This window comes from Sporosarcina sp. P7, from assembly GCF_002743425.1.
In the GTDB taxonomy this organism is placed as follows: Bacteria; Bacillota; Bacilli; order Bacillales_A; family Planococcaceae; genus Sporosarcina.
Window position 1 is genome coordinate 50,110 of the sequence record NZ_PDZF01000014.1, and the last position, 19,804, is coordinate 69,913.

The following is a 19,804-nucleotide window of genomic DNA, read 5'->3' on the forward strand; positions in this document are numbered from 1 at the left end:
TCTCGTTATAATTAATCTTTCTTTGGTTGTTGATCCGAACCTGTTTTGCTGATAGAATCCCGCATGCTTGTATCTGCTTGGATATTTTTATAATTCATATAATCCATGATTCCGATATTTCCTGAACGCAAAGCTTCTGCCATAGCTAAAGGTACTTCGGCTTCTGCACCCACAACTTTCGAGCGCATCTCTTGAGTCTTCGCCTTCATCTCTTGTTCACTTGCAACAGCCATCGCACGGCGTTCTTCCGCTTTTGCTTGGGCAATGTTTTTATCCGCCATCGCTTGTTCAGTCTGAAGTTCCGCTCCGATGTTTTTACCGATATCCACATCGGCAATATCAATCGAGAGAATTTCAAACGCTGTACCTGAATCTAAACCTTTTTTCAGAACAGTTTGGGAAATCATATCCGGATTTTCCAGTACTTTTGCGTGGCTGATAGAAGAACCGATTGTCGATACGATACCTTCACCAACACGAGCAACTACAGTTTCTTCACCTGCACCACCGACTAGACGGTCGATGTTTGCACGGACTGTGATTCGAGCTTTCGCTTTAACTTCGATACCGTTCATCGCAACACCTGCGATAAATGGTGTTTCGATTACTTTCGGGTTAACGGACATTTGAACTGCTTCCAAAACATCACGTCCTGCCAAGTCAATTGCTTGTGCTCTTTCGAAAGTCAAGTCGATGTTCGCACGTTGCGCAGCAATCAATGCATTTACAACGCGGTCTACGTTACCACCTGCCAAGTAATGGCTTTCCAACTGGTTGATTGATACTGTTAGACCCGCTTTATGTGCTTTGATTAACGGGTTAACTACCCTGCTCGGGATAACCCGACGTAAACGCATACCGACTAACGTGAAGATACTTACCCGTACGCCTGCCGCCATTGCGGAAATCCATAGCGTGACTGGCACAAATGTAAAGAATACCGCCAGTACGATGATGATAATGAAGACTGCAGCTACCAGTCCGATTGTTCCTAGTCCCATCATAAGCCTTGTTCCTCCTCTTTCTTCTCTCTTACTACAATTCTGAAACCTTCTACTGCTACGACAACTACTTGTTTACCACTCTCGATATAACGACCTTCTGATACTACATCGATTCGTTCACCGTCCAACTCGGCGACACCTGATGGATAAAGTGGTGTAATGGTTGTGGCAACTTTCTGCAACAATTCATTACGATTTTTGTTGGAGACGTAACCGCTTTCCGTATCCATCGTATCCATTAAAATGATTTTGTTCAACAGATGAAGTTTTTTACCGAAGAATTTCATAATAACCACTACTCCTATACATGCTACGGCTATCGCAATTAGCACCGAAATTGCCATGAATGCCAAGTTTGTGCCTGCCAATAAAATACTTCCTATGATAGCTAAGATTCCGAAGATCCCCGCTATCCCCCCTGCAACAAAGAATTCGGCAATTATAAGGGCGACGCCGAGCAGGAATAATAACAATGTTTCATAACCCGCAAGACCCGCTACTGTGTGTCCGTAGAAGAATAAAAACAGAGCGGTTAACCCCATGCTTCCCGGCACACCAAAGCCTGGTGAATATAATTCAACAATCAGACCGAGACTTGCAACGGAAAGTAAAATCGGGACTACGACCGGATGGGTGATGAATCGCGCCATTTTCTCTGTAAACGTTTCCGTTGTAGAAATAACTTGCGCTCCTTCCAAATCTAGCTTCTTAAGTAACTCATCAAATGTAGCCACTGTACCTTCACTGTACTTCACTTGTTCAGCTTCGTCAGCAGTGAGAGTCAGAAGTTCCCCTTTTTGTGCACGTAAGTCTGGCAGATCGATATCGGGATTTGCCATGGCTAGTGCATATTGTGGATCACGGCCTGAGTGCTTTGCGGCATTTTTCATTTGCGCCAACCAATAACTATTGGCTTTCGTTTCTGCTGCATTTCCCGATCCATCGATGACTTGTGCAGCACCGATCGAACCGTTTGGTGTCATGTAGATTTCATCTGCATAGAGCGCAAGGAAAGCTCCCGCGGATAGCGCCCGATCGTTGATGAAAGCAATAATTTTTACATCATCAGTCGTTTTCATCAGCTTGGCGATTTGGTCAGCAGCGTCTACAAACCCTCCAGGAGTGTCTATATCTAACACAATCGTCTCTGCACCTTCAGCTTTGGCTTCTTTGAATGAACGCTGTAGGAATGCATGCAGCCCCTTTTCTACTTCTTGGTGAAGGGGTACGCGATATACTTTTGTTTCAGCTGCGTCTGAGTGTATAAAAGGCAACGCGATTGTACCGATGAATAAAATGAGCAGAAAAACTGACCTAATCATTTTAGACATTATTTTCTCACCTCTCTCTACTGCCTATTATACTTACTATTTACGTTTGAAGAAGCATTTGGTTTCATTTAATCGCAATTAAATAAAAGTATTTCTTTCTGTGTGTCATTGCTTGTTAGTATATGGATTATATATGGATAAAAATGAGCAAATAGTTGAAGCCTTGTTTAAAGTTGTAGAGGATGAGGTTTGAATTAGAAGACTAAATTAGTGTCTATGAAGGGATGGAAGCTCCAGATGGCGGATGCTTTCCCATGGGCCTTCGGTGAATCAACTGATCGCTGCGCTCTCTTAGTTGTCTCACTTGATCAGGCTGATCTATCGGGAAGAGCCGTAACGAAGAACGGCTTTTGCGAGTAAAAGCGAAGCGTTAGGAACACATCTTTGCACTCACCGCCAGCTTCCGCTTCCATCCTACTCATTAAGTGGAGATACTTGGAACATTCATCGGAGCTAGTGAGTGAATTATTTTTGTGCTTAAACTTAATTAAGTTCAAGTTCAAAATAGATTATAAACATAACTTCAATGCACAACAAAAAGTATCATCCATTTACATTGCAAGGGATTGGCGCGTAGGAGGGGCGACTCCCAGAGGATCAGTTCGACAGGCGAGACAACCAAGGGAGCTTGCGACTGGTTGGCTCGCCGCGAACCCTCAAAAGCGTCCCCTCCAAAGTGCCAATCCCCACCCCTAGACCTTCGCCAACTACTCCTATAAATGGCTTAGTAAATTCCAGACAATAAAATAAACCGAAAATCCATGGAAGGATTTTCGGTTTATAAGAAATTACATTAGTAGGTAATATCAAAATTCAATGTAGGCAGAAATTAGAACTTGCGCTTACGTGCAGCTTCAGATTTCTTTTTACGTTTTACACTTGGCTTATCATAGAATTCACGCTTTCTACTCTCTTGTATTGTACCACTCTTGGATACAGTACGTTTGAAGCGGCGAAGAGCGTCTTCAAGTGATTCATTTTTGCGAACGACTGTCTTAGTCATATCTCTTGTCCCTCCCTCCAAACACACACTTCGAAACATAGCACTTTGCTATGTACTATAAAATTATATCGTATATTTTCTGTTTGGTCAATAAAAACTATTAGAATATCATGAGAAGTTTTACGAATTACTCTTATACCGTAATCAATAATCGGCTGATGATGATAGGCCTTGCATGATGGAAACACCTGAACTCGCACCAATGCGTGTTGCACCCGACTCCATCATACGATCTACGTCTTCCGCACTGCGCACACCGCCACTCGCCTTGACTCCAATTGCCGGTCCTACTACAGCACGCATCAGCTTCACGTCTTCTGGAGTTGCACCGCCAGTAGAAAATCCAGTCGATGTTTTGACGAAGTCCGCTCCTGCGAGCACTGCTAGTTCACATGCTGTACGTTTTTGGATATCGTCCAGCAAGGAGGTTTCAATTATCACTTTTACTAAAGCCTTACCTCTTGCGGCTTCTACAACGGCTGCAATGTCATTTTGTACTTGTTCAAGCAATCCACTTTGTAATGCACCAATATTAATGACCATATCTACTTCCGTGGCCCCGTTAGCAATCGCGTCTTTTGTCTCAAACGCTTTAACTTCAGATGTGCTTGCACCTAAAGGAAAGCCAATCACAGTGCAGACTTTTACTTCCGTGCTTTGTAAAGCTTCTGCAGCTGTTTTGACCCAAGTCGGATTAATACATACTGAAGCGAAAGAATATTTCTTAGCCTCTTCACATAATTCCAGTACTTGCTGTTTTGTTGCCTCTGCCTTTAACAGCGTATGATCGATATAAGCGGCATAGTTTGTAGTCAATGAAAGCGCTCCTTTTTTACGTACCGTTTTTTTCAGTATAACAAAGCTTACATTTCGTTGCACGAAAAAGACCACCCATTACAGGTGGTCCATATTAAATCGTTATTTTTTCTTCTGTAAGTACACGGACAGGTTGACCTTCACTGTAAGGATAGCCTGCTTTCGTAATTTTCACTTTTATAATTTGTCCGATCATCGTTTCGTCTGCAGGCAAGATTACTTTCAAATAATTATCTGTATAGCCTACATAGAGATCCTGATCAGTGTCGTCTTTAAAGCTTTCTTCCGGAATAACTTCGAGTACTTCGCCTTCAAAACGAGAAGCGTAATTTTTTGCTAATTGATCGTTCAATGTTAATAAACGGTGGACGCGTTCGTTTTTCACACTTTCGTCGACTTGATCTTCCATGCGAGCAGCAGGTGTGCCAGTTCTCTTCGAATAAGGGAACACATGGAGCTCAGAAAACTTATGGTCACGAATAAAGTTATAAGTTTCCATAAACTCTTCTTCTGTTTCACCCGGGAAACCTACGATGACGTCAGATGTAATAGCGAGATCCGGCAACGCTTCGTTCAGGCGCTGTAGACGATCAGAGAAAAATTCCATTGTATATTTACGGCGCATCCGTTTAAGTACAGTATCTGAACCTGACTGAATAGGAATATGCAAGTGGCGTACAATAATAGTAGAGTCGCGTAATACATCGATTACTTCGTCTGTTAATTGGCTCGCTTCGATTGAACTAATACGTAGACGCTTCAATCCTTTTACTTGCTGTTCTAGGTCACGTAACAGACGAGCTAAGTTATAGCCTTTTAGATCTTCACCGTAACCACCTGTATGAATACCTGTTAAGACGATTTCAAGATAGCCTGCATCGACAAGTTGCTGTGCTTGATGAATCACTTCTTCAGGATCACGTGAGCGCATTAACCCTCTAGCCCACGGAATGATACAGAATGTACAGAAGTTATTACAACCTTCTTGTATTTTTAACGAAGCACGTGTGCGATCAGTGAATGACGGTACGTCGAGTTCTTCGTAGACACGGTTTTTCATAATGTTGCGCACCGCATTAATCGGTTGGCGCTCTTCACGGAATTGGTCGATCAGCCCAAGTAGTTTTGAACGATCTTGTGTACCTACTACAATATCCACACCTGGAATCGCCATAATTTCTGCTGGCGATGTTTGCGCATAACAACCCGTTACACAGATGACTGCGTCTGGATTTTTACGAATGGCACGACGGATCACTTGTCGGCTCTTTTTATCACCGGTATTCGTTACTGTACATGTATTAATAACATAGACATCAGAATTCTGATCAAACTCTACTCTTTCATAGTTTGCTTCTTGGAACAGTTGCCAAATAGCTTCTGTTTCATAATGATTCACTTTACAACCTAGCGTATGAAAAGCTACGGTTTTCGTAAGCTCATTGTTACTCATATTTATTTTTCATCCTTTCATTACAATCAATAAAAAACACGACTTAAACTATAATATCACAATCGTGCATAATGGGCATAACGCAACCTTACTATATAAGTTGAACTTAAGAAGTAATCATCTCATGGGAACCGTTGATTTCCGTTCCAGGCGGACGCGTTCCGCGGGCACGGCCTCAATCTCCTCGTCCGCTACGCTACCTGCGGGGCTTTCAGCTCGTGCTGTTCCCGCTGGAGTCGCCGCCTTCCTCTCCAATCAACTTAGTGTATCCTAAATCTTTAATTCAATTTATATAGAAAGTAAAAACGGTCTGTAAACTTCAAAAAAGTCCTGCTTGTTAGTCGATACGATAAGAAATTGGCGAACGTACGAACACGGCTTTCCTAAAGAGTAAAGTTATAACTTATTAAAAAACTACCTGAGGGTAGTCGTAAAGAATCCAATTATCAGGAATGGGAAATTGGTTAAATTTGACCCCGGTGTGGTATGAATCATGTGCAAAAACATGATGATCTCTTAGTGTGAAAAACGAGACGGCGTACTTGTCCGAGTATGGTAAAATACACAACATTAGATTGTTCTTCCTCTGGTGAGTACTTTAACCGGAATAGATTATAATGAAGAACGTATCCAAGCAAAATTAGGCTACCTGACACCCATAAAATATGGTGTCAGGTAGCCTAATCATGTGTTTTATATGTGTCTCATATCGCTATGTCAGTCTAATTTATTATACGTGCTTTATTTCTTTAATGAACTAAATAAAGAATCGTAAGCTATAACGACTTCCTGGTAATAACCGACTAACTTGTCCCAAACCGTTGATTGAATTGCTTCATCATTCTCAGCAGGAACTTCTAGAGTATCATCTCTATTAGTCGCATCTTCAGCTACTTCTTCGTCCCCAGCAGGAACTTCTAAAGCGTCATCGCTATTAGTCACATCTTCAGCTAGTTCCTCGTCCTCAGCTGGAACTTCTGGAGTGACATCGCTAGTAGTCGCATCTTCAGCTACTTCTTCGTCCCCAGCAGAAACTTCTGGAGTGTCATCGCTAGTAGTCGCATCTTCAGCTACTTCTTCATCCCCAGCAGGAACTTCTGGAGTGTCATCGCTAGTAGTCGCGTCTTCAGCTACTTCTTCATCCCCAACAGGAACTTCTGGTGTGTCATTACCCTCGTCTGTTGTTTCATCCTCTACATCTTCACCTTCAATGGGAAGTGCCACAAGGTCGTCGCCTTCAGTAGGTGCTTCGATTACAATATCATCTTCAAGAGGCAAGATCCCACCAAGACGATCTTGGATGAGGTAATCATAATATTCAATTAAACTATTATAGTTCTGTATGACAGACCTATATTCATTCGCTAGATTTTCTGTTATAATCGTATCATCAGTAATTTGGTCAGTTGACGGCGTATCCCCAATGATATTCTCGTCAGCTGGCTCTTCTATTTCCTCTAATGAATCTTCTACGATTTCCGTTTCGTCTTCATCGGTTGCATCCACATCTACTTCCTCTTCGTCAACTGGAAGTTCAGCGTTTTCGTTTTCATCGATCGCATCCTCATCTGCTTCCTCTTCGTCAACTGGAAGTTCAGCGTTTTCATCTTCATCAATCGAATCCTCATCTACTTCCTCTTCGTCAATTGGAAGTTCAGCGTTTTCGTCTTCATCGATCGCATCCACATCTACTTCCTCTTCGTCAACTGGAAGTTCAGCGTTTTCATCTTCATCAATCGAATCCTCATCTACTTCCTCTTCGTCAATTGGAATTTCAGCGTTTTCGTCTTCATCGATCGCATCCACATCTACTTCCTCTTCGTCAACTGGAAGTTCAGCGTTTTCGTCTTCATCGACCGGATCTTCATCTACTTCCTCTTCGTCAACTGGAAGTTCAGCGTTTTCGTCTTCATCGACCGGATCTTCATCTACTTCCTCTTCGTCAACTGGAAGTTCAGCGTTTTCGTCTTCATCAATCGCATCTTCATCTGCTTCCTCTTCGTCAACTGGAAGTTCAGCGTTTTCATCTTCATCGATCGCATCTTCATCTACTTCCTCTTCGTCAACTGGAAGTTCAGCGTTTTCGTCTTCATCAATCGCATCTTCATCTGCTTCCTCTTCGTCAACTGGAGGTTCAGCGTTTTCATCTTCATCGACCGGATCTTCAGTTGGTACTTCACCATCTACAGGAATGTCATCTGATTCGTCCTCCTCTAAAGGATCATCCGTTTCATCTTCGCCTTTTGCTTTTTCTTGCCACTTTTTACTTGCAATGGTGCGCATTATTTTTCCTTTTTCGGGTGAACCCGGAATGCTCGTTGCATAAGATGAAACTTCTTCACCATGATTTTTAAATTGTGTAACCTCACTCTTTTCGTCGGCTGACGCGGCTCCTGCTCCGAATAATGCAGCAGTTACCATTGAAGTTGACATTACAAACGGCAACAATTTCTTGTTCGTGTTTTTTTCGTTTTGATTTTTTATATCCTTAACCAATACCATCAAACTCCCTTCGATTTTTAAAAATTAAAATTTCAACCACTCTAACCGTACATTCAACATGCATTCTATTAAGTTGCTATGTACATCTACCTCCTTGAAGGCAAGACAGGTTCGTCCGAAATGAAGCTCTCCGACGAATCATTTATCAATGTCCCGTCTGCATCTACAACAATAACAAAGTAAAAAAATAAGCGGATAACAATTATGTGACAAATTTCAATGGAAAAACTATCCTTTGTCATAATTGAAAAGCGTTCCCAGAGTCCTAGTTCTAAAAAGGAAAAAGATGAAAACAAGGGACCTTACTAGCAGAAGCGCCGTGGAGTCTCGTTTTATATTTTGTAAAAAAGTCGATAAAGTCTTCCATTTGTGGCATGTGTTACTTTTTCAGTATATTTCTAGTGAGATCTTAAGACCTAACCAACTCTGTTACATTCGGGAATAAACAAAGAAGTTTTGTGACAAATCTGAAGTTTCGTGTAATATTGCGCTCCAAAAGAAATCTTTCTGTAATAGAAGTAGAAAGCAAAGTAACTTTCGAGGTCAGAGGAATGGGAATATAACTCTTCACTTCTTTATAGATTATGAGTCGCGCTTATTTCCTATTGACTTAAAGGGTATTCATTCTTCCTAACCAAATTTTGCGTTAAGTACACTAACTATCATTCTTTAACATCAAACATATTAGCCAGCTTTACACGTGCTTAATCGAAAACAATTTGGCATCATGTTGTGATGAAGCGCTGTTTATAAAACTTCGAACTGGGAAACGAGGAAACGCGTTAGTCCGGTATTTGTTGGTAATGCTCTGCATTTTTTATCACCAAAGAGATACAGCAAGCTAGCCACGTTGATCATCAAGCCTTATCGGATATAGTCGGCAGCGAGTCATTATCTGATTTTGTTCATACGATAATTGATAATATCATTGTTTTAGATAAGCGCGCGCAATCCATTACTTTTATAAACGGTGTCACGCACACATCTGCGTATAGGATACTTTTTCAAAGTCACTCTACACTGACACGCTATCATTACAATGAAAAAACCACTTAAAATGGTGATTTTAAGTGGTTTTTGCCAAGCGCGTTACCCTACGTTGCCACAGGGTAAGGACGCAATCATATTTAAATGTACAACCCACAGCCTAGTGTATGAATAGCAACTGAAGACATAAGTTGTTCAGTTCTTTCATTCAAATTCATAAGACATAGCGGACAATACATATAAAGGTGCTGTTTCCGTGCGTAGGATTCTAGGCCCCAACGACACAGGGAGGAAACCTGCATCTTGAAGTAAAGCGGCTTCTTCCCGCGCTAATCCGCCTTCCGGTCCAAAAACAACTACTATCGATTGTCCATGATAAACGTTTTTCAGACGGTCCGCAATCTTATGCGGCATATCACTTTTCGCATCTTCTTCATCCGCAAACAATTTGACATCAAAGGAATCTGTATACGTAATCAATTGCTTGACGCTTTGGACGGATAAAATCTCGGGTATCTGGTTACGATGACTTTGTTCAGCGGCTTCCTTAGCAATTTTTTGCAAACGTTCGATACGTTTATCGCCTTTTTTAGCATCCCATTTGACGATGGATCGACTGGCAGCAAAAGGAATCAATCGACTCATACCGAGTTCGGTACTTTTTTGCGTTATCAAATCCAGTTTATCGCCTTTAGGCAATCCGCAGGCAATCGTTACAGCTATCGGTAACTCGTTATTTTTGTCCAGTTGTCTCTGCTGAGAAACGGTAACGATGTCTTCAGAAATACTGTCGATCATCGCTACCGAAGCTACGCCATCATAGACAGTCAGTATTTCCTGACCTGGCGTCATGCGCATTACTTTGACGATATGCTTATAATCATCCCCACCGATTGCTACTTGACGCTGCTCATTAAATGGTTGATTTAGAAAATAACGTTGCATGATTATTCACTACCCTTACGCGCAATGATCGCTACCCAATCTTCCATGAGAACCGTTTCCAAAATCTCAAAACCTTGCGCCATCAAGTCGTTGCGCACTTCGTCCCGTTTCGCACCGATGATACCGGATGTAATAAATAATCCACCTGGTTTAACGAGTTGATATGCATCTTGGGAAAACGACATGATCACTTCCGCCAATATATTCGCAATAATCATGTCGGGCGGTTCTTCTATCGAATCGAGAAGATTACCTTTCAAGACGGTAATGCGATCATCTGCATCGTTATACGTCACATTTTCCTGTGCAGCGCGTACAGCCACTTCATCCAAGTCAAGCGCGGTAATATGTTTTGCCCCAAGTAAAGCAGCGCCGATTGCTAGGACTCCAGAACCTGTTCCTACATCCACAATCATTTGATCAGGTTGAAGGTATTTTTCCAACGCTTGTAAACAGAGGACTGTCGTAGGATGTGTGCCCGTACCGAATGCCATCCCTGGATCCAATTCGATGATCAATTCATCAGATTCCACTGGTGTATACTCTTCCCATGTAGGAACAATGGTGAAACGCTTTGAGATCTTTACCGGATGGAAGTATTGTTTCCACGAGTTAGCCCAATCTTCTTCATCCACTTCTGTAATGCCTATAGTAAAGCGTCCAGGATTTAATGAAAACTGACGAAGGCTTTCAATTTCTAATTCAAGATTTTCAACTGTTTCATTGATGAAACTAGTGACAGGCAAATAAGCTTTTATAATAACACCCTCGATTGGGAAGTCATCTCTATCTAATGCATATATTTCACCGTATTGGTCTACTCGTTCTTTTCCAGGTTCTTCGGAATCTTCAATTACGACTCCGCTCGCGCCTGCTTCATGCAAGATGTTCGCTACTGCCTCGGTTGCTTCATGTGTCGTGTGCACGGAAACTTCAGACCATTTCACAGTTAGTCAATCCTTTCATTCACCTTTAAAAGTGCGTTTGATTTTATCGAAGAATGAGCTGGAATACTCATCAGGTGATTCCCCTTCAATTGATGCAAACTCACGCAATAATTCTTTTTGTCGCTCCGTCATTTTTTTCGGAGTCGTCACTTTGACGATCACATGTTGGTCGCCTGTTCCATGACCGTGTACATTTGGAACCCCTTTGCCACGAAGGCGGAAAGTTGTACCGTTTTGTGTACCGGCTGGAATCTTCAATTTTACTTTTCCATGCACCGTTTGCACTTCGAGTTCGTCTCCTAATGATGCTTGCGGGAACGTCAAGTTCAATTCCAGTATAATATCATCCTCTTCACGAATGAAACGTTTATGTGGACGGACATTAAAGACGATGTACAAGTCTCCAGGAGGTCCTCCATTAATTCCTGCTTCACCTTGTCCACCTACCCGTAGACGTTGTCCTTGGTCTACTCCAGCCGGAATCGTTATTTTGATGACTTTGTTTTTCGTTACGCGACCTTTACCACGACAAACTTCACATTTTTCAGGAATAATTTTTCCTGTCCCCTGACATGTAGGACATGTTCTGCGGTTCACAACTTGACCAAATGGTGTGTTTTGAGCGAATGAAACCTCACCTGAACCATGACATTCCGTACATGTTTTAACGCTTGTGCCTTTTTTAGCACCCGTGCCATCACATGTATCACATTCTTCCTCACGAGGAATATCAATTTCTGTTTCTTTACCGAAAATGGCATCCATAAAGTCGACTGTCATTGTATATTGCAAGTCATTACCTTTTTGTGGAGCATTTGGATCTCTTCTTCTTGCACTGCCACCGAAGAACGTGCTGAAAATATCTTCAAAGCCAAAGCCATCTGCACCTCCGCCGCCAAATCCACCGAAGCCTGCACCTGGCCCATTGTGACCGTATTGATCATATTCGGCTCTTTTGTTCTCATCGCTCAACACTTCAAATGCTTCTGTTACTTCTTTAAATTTTACTTCCGCATCCGCTTCTTTGTTCAAGTCTGGATGGTACTTTTTAGAAAGTGTACGGTATGCTTTGCGGATCTCTTCCTTCGTAGCGGATTTAGAAACGCCCAGCACCTCATAGTAATCTCGTTTACTCATCATTGCACCCCTCATCGCATTTTACCTGTTGTTCATTGTAACACGTTAATATCGAATTTTGTTAAGTTAACAAACGAAAAAGTCAAAGCCGGAATTCGGACTTTGACTTTTCCGTCAATAGCTATTTTAATTTACTTATTTATTATCTTTGTCATCTTCTACTTCTTCGAAATCTGCGTCCACTACACTGTCGTCTTCTTGACCAGGTTGTGCATCGCCTTGAGCCGCTTGCGCTTCTGCAGTAGCTTGCTCATATAGTTTTACAGATAGAGCTTGTACCAATTCGTCAAGTTTTTCTTTCTTCGAACGAATTTCCTCAAGGTCTCCAGATTCATTAGCAGCTTTCAATTCTTCCAACGCTGCCTCTGCTTCTTTAACTTCCGCTTCGTCCACTTTGCCTTCTATATCTTTAAGTGTCTTTTCAGCCATAAATACTAACTGATCCGCTTCGTTGCGAAGTTCTGCTTCTTCTTTACGCTTTTTATCTTCTTCAGCGTGTGCTTCCGCATCTTTCACCATTTGATCAATTTCTTCATCGGAAAGACCTGAACTAGATTGGATCGTGATGTTCTGTTCTTTTTGTGTACCCATATCTTTCGCTTTAACATTGACGATACCGTTTTTGTCGATGTCGAATGTTACTTCGATTTGAGGAACGCCACGTGGTGCTGGTGGAATGTCCGTCAATTGGAAACGGCCTAATGTTTTATTGTCAGTTGCCATCGGACGCTCACCTTGCAATACATGGATGTCTACTGCCGGCTGGTTGTCAGCTGCTGTAGAGAACACTTGTGACTTGCTCGTAGGGATTGTCGTGTTGCGGTCAATTAGTTTTGTGAAAACAGAGCCCATTGTTTCAATACCTAATGATAGAGGTGTTACGTCAAGAAGTACAACGTCTTTTACGTCTCCAGTTAAGATTGAACCTTGAACTGCCGCACCCATCGCTACTACTTCGTCTGGGTTTACGCCTTTGAACGGCTCTTTGCCCGTTACATTTTTGATTGCTTCTTGTACTGCTGGAATACGTGTAGAACCACCAACTAAGATGACACGGTCGATGTCAGAAGCTGTTAGATCTGCGTCTTTTAATGCTTGACGAGTTGGAATCATGGAACGTTCTACAAGGCTTGCTGTTAACTCATCGAATTTAGCGCGAGTCAATGTGATTTCCAAGTGTAGTGGTCCTGCTTCTCCAGCCGTGATGAACGGAAGTGAGATGGAAGTGGATGTTACACCAGACAAATCTTTCTTCGCTTTTTCAGCTGCATCTTTTAGACGTTGCATAGCCATTTTATCTTTCGAAAGATCAATGGAGTTTTCTTTACGGAATTCTTGTACCAAGTAATCAATGATAATGTCGTCAAAGTCGTCTCCACCAAGTTTATTGTCACCTGCTGTTGAACGTACTTGGAATACTCCGTCGCCAAGTTCTAGAATGGATACGTCAAATGTACCGCCACCTAGGTCATATACTAGAATGGTTTGATCTTCATCCGTTTTATCCATACCATAAGCTAGTGCTGCCGCTGTTGGCTCGTTGATGATACGCTCTACTTCAAGACCAGCGATTGTACCAGCATCTTTTGTTGCTTGACGCTGTGCATCGTTAAAGTACGCAGGAACTGTAACAACAGCCTTCGTTACTTTTTCGCCCAAGTATTCTTCAGCATAACCCTTCATGTATTGAAGAATCATAGCAGAAACTTCTTGTGGAGAATATTCTTGGCCATCCACTTCTACTTTGTAGTCCGTACCCATATGTCTTTTAACAGACATGATCGTGTTAGGGTTTGTGATGGATTGACGTTTTGCAACTTCCCCTACTTGACGTTCGCCGTTTTTGAATGCAACTACGGACGGTGATGTTCTGTTGCCTTCAGGATTCGGAATTACTTTCGCTTCTCCGCCTTCATATACTGCTACTACTGAGTTTGTTGTACCTAAATCAATACCGATAATTTTGCTCATGTGTAATTTTCCTCCTATAATGTGAATGCTGTAATTTTTTACTCGTTTACTTTAACCATGGATGGTCGTAGTACACGTTCTTTCAGTTTATATCCTTTTTGCAGTTCTTCCAAAACAATTCCAGAATCTTTTCCTTCTTCATTGCCTGTCATTACTGCTTGATGGAAGTTTGGATCAAACTCTTGATCAAGCGCTTCGATTTCTTCCAGGCCGTCAGACTTTAAAGCTTCTAGTAATGAACGATAAACCATTTCCATCCCTGTTAAGAGGGCCTTCGTCTCTTCCTCTTTTGCTTCAACAGAAAGTGCACGTTCGAAGTTATCAAGTACAGGCAGAACATTAACCATTACATTTTGTGAACGGTATGTTTGCAACGTTTGATAGTCGAGTGAAGCTCGTCTCTTAACGTTTTCCATATCTGCCATTATGCGTAATTTCTTACCTTCTTCTTCTTCAAGAGCTTTTGTTAACTCATCTATCTTTTTCTCAAGCTCTTGTTCTAAAGTGAGCTCTTCGACGATTTCTTCAGCATCTTGCTGTTCTGTCGCTTTAGTTTGCTCTTGCTCATCTTCGGAAAGATTTTCATCTAGTTGCTCTTCAAACTCTTGATTTTCTTTCACGTGTCTTGCCTCCCGTTTCCGTCTTTTCCGATTGTTAACTGATGAAGAGCGGAAGATAAATCACTGCTTAGTATATCGAGCAATGTAATAACTCTTCCGTAATCCATCCGCTTCGGACCGATAATTGCGATGGAACCTTCCATATTCTCTCCTGCCGAGTACGTGGAAGTAATCACGCTGTAGTCTTCCATTTCAATCACATTATTTTCAGAACCAATACGAACTTGAATCCCTTGTTCGTTTTTTTGGAAAAGCCCCATGGCAGGATTACCTTTCTCTATTAGTTCGAAAAATGATTGCATCTTCTGGAAGTCGTGAAATTCCGGTTGTTTCCACATATTCAACTTCCCGCCAAAATACAATCGTTCTTCCGGCTCCACTGCCATTGCTTGCTGCAAGGAGCTGAATAGTTGTTCAGCTTGGTGAATATGTTGTTCAAATACATGCTTCGCTTCGAGTTGTAATTTTTGCTGCAACTGCACTAGCGATGTGCCGATTAGGCGTTCATTTAAAATATTTACCGTCTTCTCAATTTCCGAAGCAGTGAGACCAGGTGGCACATCAAAGATCCGATTTTCCACATGTCCGTTATCCGTTACGATAATCGCCACTGCCCGTTGTTGATCTAGTGGAACAATAGAGAATTTCTTGACGGCATGCGTAGAGGTATCAGGTCCAAGTAGGATGGACGTATAATTCGTTAAGTCAGATAGAATGGTTGCGGATTTCCGAATTAATTCTTCTGATTCTCCCACTTTCTCCTGAAACATCGTACGTAACTGCAAGCTGTCTTCCAGGCCTAAAGCTTGTGGTTGCAATAAGTGGTCCACAAAGAATCGATAGCCTTTTTCGGAAGGCACTCTTCCAGATGATGTGTGAGTCTTCTCTAAATAACCCATATCCTCCAGATCCGCCATGTCATTCCGAATCGTTGCCGAACTAAATGGCGCTTCCGGCTTTTTCGACAGTTGTCTCGAACCAACCGGTTGAGCAGACTCGATGAAATCTTTCACTGTCAATTGTAGTATGAGCAATTGTCTGTTTGTCAACATGATCATCACTCCTGTTAGCACTCATTAACCTCGAGTGCTAATACTACTCATAATTTATCAAATTCTATTTTATATGTCAACGAATCAAACTCAATCTCCCAATAAAAATTCCTGAAATACCGAATTCCCTTGAAAAACACCTTTTCTAGTTAAGCGGAGATGGTCTCCATCGATTTCTAAAAGTCCTTGTTGTTGCATTTTTTCTATCGGTTTACCGAATACTTGATGAATAGGGCGCTGGAATTTCTGCTCGAATTCTTGCATCGATATTCCTTCAATGATTCGTAGACCAAGAAACATTTCTTCCTCCATCGATTCGGCAAGAGTTACTTCATGCACATCTTTACGAGGTAACTTTCCTTCCTCCAATAGATTAATGTAATGTGTCAACGGTCCGACGTTCGCATAACGCTCGTTGCCAATATAACCATGGGCGCCTGCACCAATACCTGCATAGTTGGAGTTTTCCCAATAAATCAGGTTATGAAACGAAGGATGTTCAGGTTTAGCAAAATTACTGATTTCATATTGATCGCGACCTGCTGCACTCATGCGATCCATCACCATGGAGAACATCTCTGCTTCCATGTCTTCTCCTGGCAAGGGCAAATTCCCTTTGACCATTCGATTATAAAAGACGGTTTTCGGTTCTACGATCAATGAATAGGCGGAGTAATGAGGCAGATCTAGCGTCAATGCACGATCAAGTGTCTCTTCCCATTCTTTCAATGTTTGTGTCGGTAGGCTGTACATTAAATCAATGCTAATGTTTTCGAAGCCGACTTTACGTGCCGCCTGAATAACATTCTCCACGTCTTCATTAGAATGTGTTCGCCCAATTTGTTTCAGTAATCGTTCATTAAAAGTTTGCACGCCGATCGACAAGCGATTTACGCCACTTTCCTTCAGTATAGAAAGTTGTCCTTCCGATAAATCATCAGGGTTTGCTTCTGTTGTGAATTCTTTCAATGCCGTGACGTCGATATACTGTGAAACAATTGTCAGTAACCGATCGAGCTGAGGAACGTTGAGTGCCGTCGGTGTGCCACCGCCTAAAAAGACAGTTTCCACTTCTTGAAATGAAAAGCCGGCTTCTTTCATATAATAAAATTCTTTGCCAATCGATTCGATGTATTGATCGACGGGTTGATTTTTCAGAAATACTTTATTGAAATCGCAATAATGACAAATTTGCTGGCAAAACGGTATATGGATATACACTCCCCGCATGCTGTCACATCCTTTGTTTGAGTATGTAAACAGCAAAAAGAGGGCGCTTTGCCCCCTTTTCGCTGAATTCAATTATTCTTCATCCATCTTAAGAACAGCCATGAACGCTTCTTGTGGAACTTCCACAGAGCCAACTTGCTTCATCTTTTTCTTACCTTCTTTTTGTTTCTCAAGCAATTTACGTTTACGAGAAATATCTCCACCGTAACATTTTGCTAAGACGTTTTTACCCATAGATTTAATGGTTGAACGTGCAACGATTTTCTGCCCGATTGCCGCTTGGACAGGCACTTCGAACTGTTGCCTTGGAATTAACGACTTCAGTTTCTCAACAATCGCCTTCCCACGTTCGTAGCTAAAGTCACTGTGCACGATAAAGCTTAACGCATCGACAGTTTCACCATTTAACAAAATATCCATTTTAACGAGTTTCGATCGTTTATAGCCAATCAATTCATAATCCAGTGATGCGTACCCTTTTGTACTAGACTTTAATTGGTCAAAGAAGTCATAAACGATCTCAGCTAATGGCAGTTCATAGATAATATTGACACGGGATGCGTCCATATAATCCATCGTCAAGAAATCTCCACGTTTACGCTGACAGAGCTCCATAACAGACCCTACGTAATCATTTGGTACCATAATCGAAGCTTTAACATATGGTTCTTCGACAAAGTCTACTTTTTGTGCACTAGGCATCATCGATGGGTTATCGACGTTCATCGTCGACCCGTCCGTTAAGTTTACTTTATAAATAACGCTAGGTGCTGTCGTGATCAAATCGATCTTGAATTCACGTTCGATTCGCTCCTGAATGATCTCCATGTGTAACAGTCCTAGGAAACCACAACGATAACCGAAGCCTAGCGCTTGTGATGTCTCTGGCTCATATTCAAGTGCAGAGTCATTTAGTTCGAGCTTTTCAAGCGCTTCACGCAAATCGTTGTATTTGGATGTATCGATTGGATACAGTCCGCAGAACACCATCGGATTCATACGACGGTAACCTGGCAATGCTTCCTCGGCAGGATCATTGACAAGTGTAATCGTATCCCCTACTTGTGTATCGCCTACTGTTTTAATGGAGGCAGATAAGAATCCTACATCTCCTACAGTCAATTCATCACGTGGAGAAATACCTGGAGTGAAGACACCTAGTTCCAGTACTTCAAATTCTTTACCCGTTGCCATCATGCGAATCATATCGCCAGGCTTTACTTTTCCTTCTACGATACGAATATTGACGATAACACCTTTATATTGATCATAGTGAGAGTCAAAGATCAACGCTTTTAGTGGCGCATCCGGATCTCCTTGTGGTGCTGGAACTTTTTCTACGATCTGTTCCAGGATTTCATCAATCCCAATTCCGGCTTTCGCGGAAGCTAATACTGCTTCGGATGCGTCTAATCCAATCACATCTTCAATTTCTTTTTTCACACGGTCTGGATCAGCCGCCGGTAGGTCGATTTTATTAATAACAGGTAATATTTCCAAATCATTGTCTAGCGCTAGATAAACGTTCGCCAATGTTTGCGCTTCGATGCCTTGCGCAGAATCTACTACAAGAATAGCGCCTTCACAAGCAGCTAAACTTCTTGAAACTTCATATGTGAAGTCGACGTGTCCTGGTGTATCGATCAAGTGGAACGTATAGTCTTCACCATTCTTTGCTGTATAGACTAACTGAACGGCATTCAATTTAATGGTGATACCGCGCTCACGTTCTAGATCCATCGAATCCAATGATTGGGCCTTCATGTTACGTGTTTTCACTATTTCTGTTTTTTCTAGTATCCGATCCGCCAGCGTTGATTTCCCGTGGTCGATATGGGCAATGATAGAAAAATTTCGAATGTTTTTTTGACGTGTTGCTCTCTGCTCTTGATTCATCACTGTTCACTCCTACATGTACGTACCTATTTAAGCTACTTGAATTATAGCAGTGAACGGTTCAGACTTCAATATTTGAAAGATTATTGCACAATCATCATAGCGGAAATAGATTCACCAACGACAGAGATCGTTTGATTGAGCTCCATTTCCGTATTACCCACACCGCCCATTTCGATTAATATAATGCTGGTATTTAGATCTTGATTGTATTTACCATCTACTCCACGGCCACCTTTAATAATGATTTCCCGCGTAATGCCAGGCACTAATTTTTCCATCTCATTTTTCAATTGCTTCGCTTTGGCCAAGTTCCGTTCGTAATACGGATGGTCTCTTCCAATGACAAATGCCACTTTTGCATAGCGTTGACCGGCATGTGTGATCGTCGTTTTTGAAGGGCCGAGCGAATCTCTGTGCATATCGATGACTAAATCATAAGATTGCTCGTTAACCTTCTTTTCCACATAGGGTCTAATCGCAGCATACGAACGGTGATACGGTATCTTCTTTTGTTGCATGATTTTCACAATATCGATATCGAGCTGTTCTGCTGCTAGGCCATGTGAAATTAAATTTTCTTTTAGCCGCTCGCCCACTTTTAAAATATTCTCCGAATGATGGGATACCGCCACTTTTCCGTTCGCTGCTTGCGTAATAGGTTCATACGCTTCATGTGAGTGGGTCGAATAAATCAACACATTCCCTTCTATCTTCGGTCGAATATCTTCCTCCAATACATTGGATGCATAGACAATTGTGCTCGGTTCCTTTAACGAGAGGGCAGTGGAAATGGTTGGCTGTTTGGGAATGTACTGCAAGACGACAGGAAAGATGAACAATACAAAAATAACGCTCATCCAGATTTGCAAAGTTTTTTTCATAGTAATCCCTCCATCTTCCACACTAT

The 19,804-nt window shown here is 41.9% G+C and carries 15 protein-coding genes; all 15 read right to left on the reverse strand.

Annotated features, from left to right (window positions below; all coding sequences use genetic code 11):
* Positions 1–11: 11 nt before the first annotated feature.
* The 15 genes from floA to spoIIP all read right to left on the reverse strand — a co-directional run bounded on the left by floA (position 12) and on the right by spoIIP (position 19,778).
* Positions 12–1,001, reverse strand: a complete 990-nt coding sequence (gene floA, locus CSV60_RS13065) for a flotillin-like protein FloA (protein WP_099630343.1) — start codon at positions 999–1,001, stop codon at positions 12–14.
* Complete coding sequence (locus CSV60_RS13070; protein ID WP_099637311.1) at positions 1,001–2,335, reverse strand: NfeD family protein; 1,335 nt, start codon at positions 2,333–2,335, stop codon at positions 1,001–1,003. The genes floA and CSV60_RS13070 overlap by 1 nt, the downstream gene beginning before the upstream one ends.
* An 829-nt stretch (positions 2,336–3,164) precedes the next feature.
* Positions 3,165–3,338: a 30S ribosomal protein S21 gene (gene rpsU / locus CSV60_RS13080; RefSeq protein WP_029054680.1), complete on the reverse strand. Its 174-nt coding sequence runs from the start codon at positions 3,336–3,338 to the stop codon at positions 3,165–3,167.
* Positions 3,339–3,482: 144 nt separating this feature from the next.
* A complete protein-coding gene (gene deoC / locus CSV60_RS13085; RefSeq protein WP_099637337.1) occupies positions 3,483–4,154 on the reverse strand; it encodes a deoxyribose-phosphate aldolase in 672 nt (223 codons plus the stop codon).
* A gap of 94 nt (positions 4,155–4,248) precedes the next feature.
* Positions 4,249–5,607 (reverse strand): tRNA (N(6)-L-threonylcarbamoyladenosine(37)-C(2))-methylthiotransferase MtaB, encoded by a 1,359-nt coding sequence (gene mtaB / locus CSV60_RS13090; protein WP_099637313.1) that lies wholly within the window; start codon positions 5,605–5,607, stop codon positions 4,249–4,251.
* A gap of 741 nt (positions 5,608–6,348) precedes the next feature.
* On the reverse strand, positions 6,349–8,103 hold the full coding sequence (locus tag CSV60_RS13095) for a midas domain-containing protein (protein ID WP_143565347.1): 1,755 nt from the start codon (positions 8,101–8,103) through the stop codon (positions 6,349–6,351).
* Between the two features lie 1,197 nt (positions 8,104–9,300).
* Positions 9,301–10,041, reverse strand: coding sequence for a 16S rRNA (uracil(1498)-N(3))-methyltransferase (locus CSV60_RS13100; protein WP_099637315.1), 741 nt, complete (start codon positions 10,039–10,041; stop codon positions 9,301–9,303).
* A gap of 2 nt (positions 10,042–10,043) precedes the next feature.
* A complete protein-coding gene (gene prmA, locus CSV60_RS13105) occupies positions 10,044–10,988 on the reverse strand; it encodes a 50S ribosomal protein L11 methyltransferase (RefSeq protein WP_099631653.1) in 945 nt (314 codons plus the stop codon).
* 15 nt (positions 10,989–11,003) lie between these two features.
* On the reverse strand, positions 11,004–12,125 hold the full coding sequence (gene dnaJ, locus CSV60_RS13110; protein ID WP_099637316.1) for a molecular chaperone DnaJ: 1,122 nt from the start codon (positions 12,123–12,125) through the stop codon (positions 11,004–11,006).
* 135 nt (positions 12,126–12,260) lie between these two features.
* On the reverse strand, positions 12,261–14,096 hold the full coding sequence (dnaK, locus tag CSV60_RS13115) for a molecular chaperone DnaK (RefSeq protein ID WP_099637317.1): 1,836 nt from the start codon (positions 14,094–14,096) through the stop codon (positions 12,261–12,263).
* 38 nt (positions 14,097–14,134) lie between these two features.
* Positions 14,135–14,716 (reverse strand): nucleotide exchange factor GrpE, encoded by a 582-nt coding sequence (gene grpE / locus CSV60_RS13120; protein ID WP_099637318.1) that lies wholly within the window; start codon positions 14,714–14,716, stop codon positions 14,135–14,137.
* Positions 14,713–15,768, reverse strand: a complete 1,056-nt coding sequence (gene hrcA / locus CSV60_RS13125; protein ID WP_099637319.1) for a heat-inducible transcriptional repressor HrcA — start codon at positions 15,766–15,768, stop codon at positions 14,713–14,715. The genes grpE and hrcA overlap by 4 nt, the downstream gene beginning before the upstream one ends.
* 90 nt (positions 15,769–15,858) lie before the next feature.
* Positions 15,859–16,998 carry a radical SAM family heme chaperone HemW gene (hemW, locus tag CSV60_RS13130; protein ID WP_099637320.1) on the reverse strand — a complete coding sequence of 380 codons (1,140 nt, stop codon included), beginning with the start codon at positions 16,996–16,998 and terminating at the stop codon, positions 15,859–15,861.
* Between the two features lie 72 nt (positions 16,999–17,070).
* Positions 17,071–18,894, reverse strand: a complete 1,824-nt coding sequence (lepA, locus tag CSV60_RS13135; RefSeq protein WP_099637321.1) for a translation elongation factor 4 — start codon at positions 18,892–18,894, stop codon at positions 17,071–17,073.
* Between the two features lie 83 nt (positions 18,895–18,977).
* Positions 18,978–19,778 (reverse strand): stage II sporulation protein P, encoded by an 801-nt coding sequence (gene spoIIP / locus CSV60_RS13140; RefSeq protein ID WP_233189626.1) that lies wholly within the window; start codon positions 19,776–19,778, stop codon positions 18,978–18,980.
* Positions 19,779–19,804: the final 26 nt, after the last annotated feature.

Bases quoted from the DNA above. Each gene is read 5' to 3' on its own strand.
- floA (WP_099630343.1), bottom strand. From the start codon at position 1,001: ATGGGACTAGGAACAATCGGACTGGTAGCTGCAGTCTTCATTATCATC.
- CSV60_RS13070 (WP_099637311.1), bottom strand. From the start codon at position 2,335: ATGTCTAAAATGATTAGGTCAGTTTTTCTGCTCATTTTATTCATCGGT.
- rpsU (WP_029054680.1), bottom strand. From the start codon at position 3,338: ATGACTAAGACAGTCGTTCGCAAAAATGAATCACTTGAAGACGCTCTT.
- mtaB (WP_099637313.1), bottom strand. From the start codon at position 5,607: ATGAGTAACAATGAGCTTACGAAAACCGTAGCTTTTCATACGCTAGGT.
- CSV60_RS13100 (WP_099637315.1), bottom strand. From the start codon at position 10,041: ATGCAACGTTATTTTCTAAATCAACCATTTAATGAGCAGCGTCAAGTA.
- dnaJ (WP_099637316.1), bottom strand. From the start codon at position 12,125: ATGAGTAAACGAGATTACTATGAGGTGCTGGGCGTTTCTAAATCCGCT.
- dnaK (WP_099637317.1), bottom strand. From the start codon at position 14,096: ATGAGCAAAATTATCGGTATTGATTTAGGTACAACAAACTCAGTAGTA.
- hrcA (WP_099637319.1), bottom strand. From the start codon at position 15,768: ATGTTGACAAACAGACAATTGCTCATACTACAATTGACAGTGAAAGAT.
- hemW (WP_099637320.1), bottom strand. From the start codon at position 16,998: ATGCGGGGAGTGTATATCCATATACCGTTTTGCCAGCAAATTTGTCAT.
- lepA (WP_099637321.1), bottom strand. From the start codon at position 18,894: ATGAATCAAGAGCAGAGAGCAACACGTCAAAAAAACATTCGAAATTTT.
- spoIIP (WP_233189626.1), bottom strand. From the start codon at position 19,778: ATGAAAAAAACTTTGCAAATCTGGATGAGCGTTATTTTTGTATTGTTC.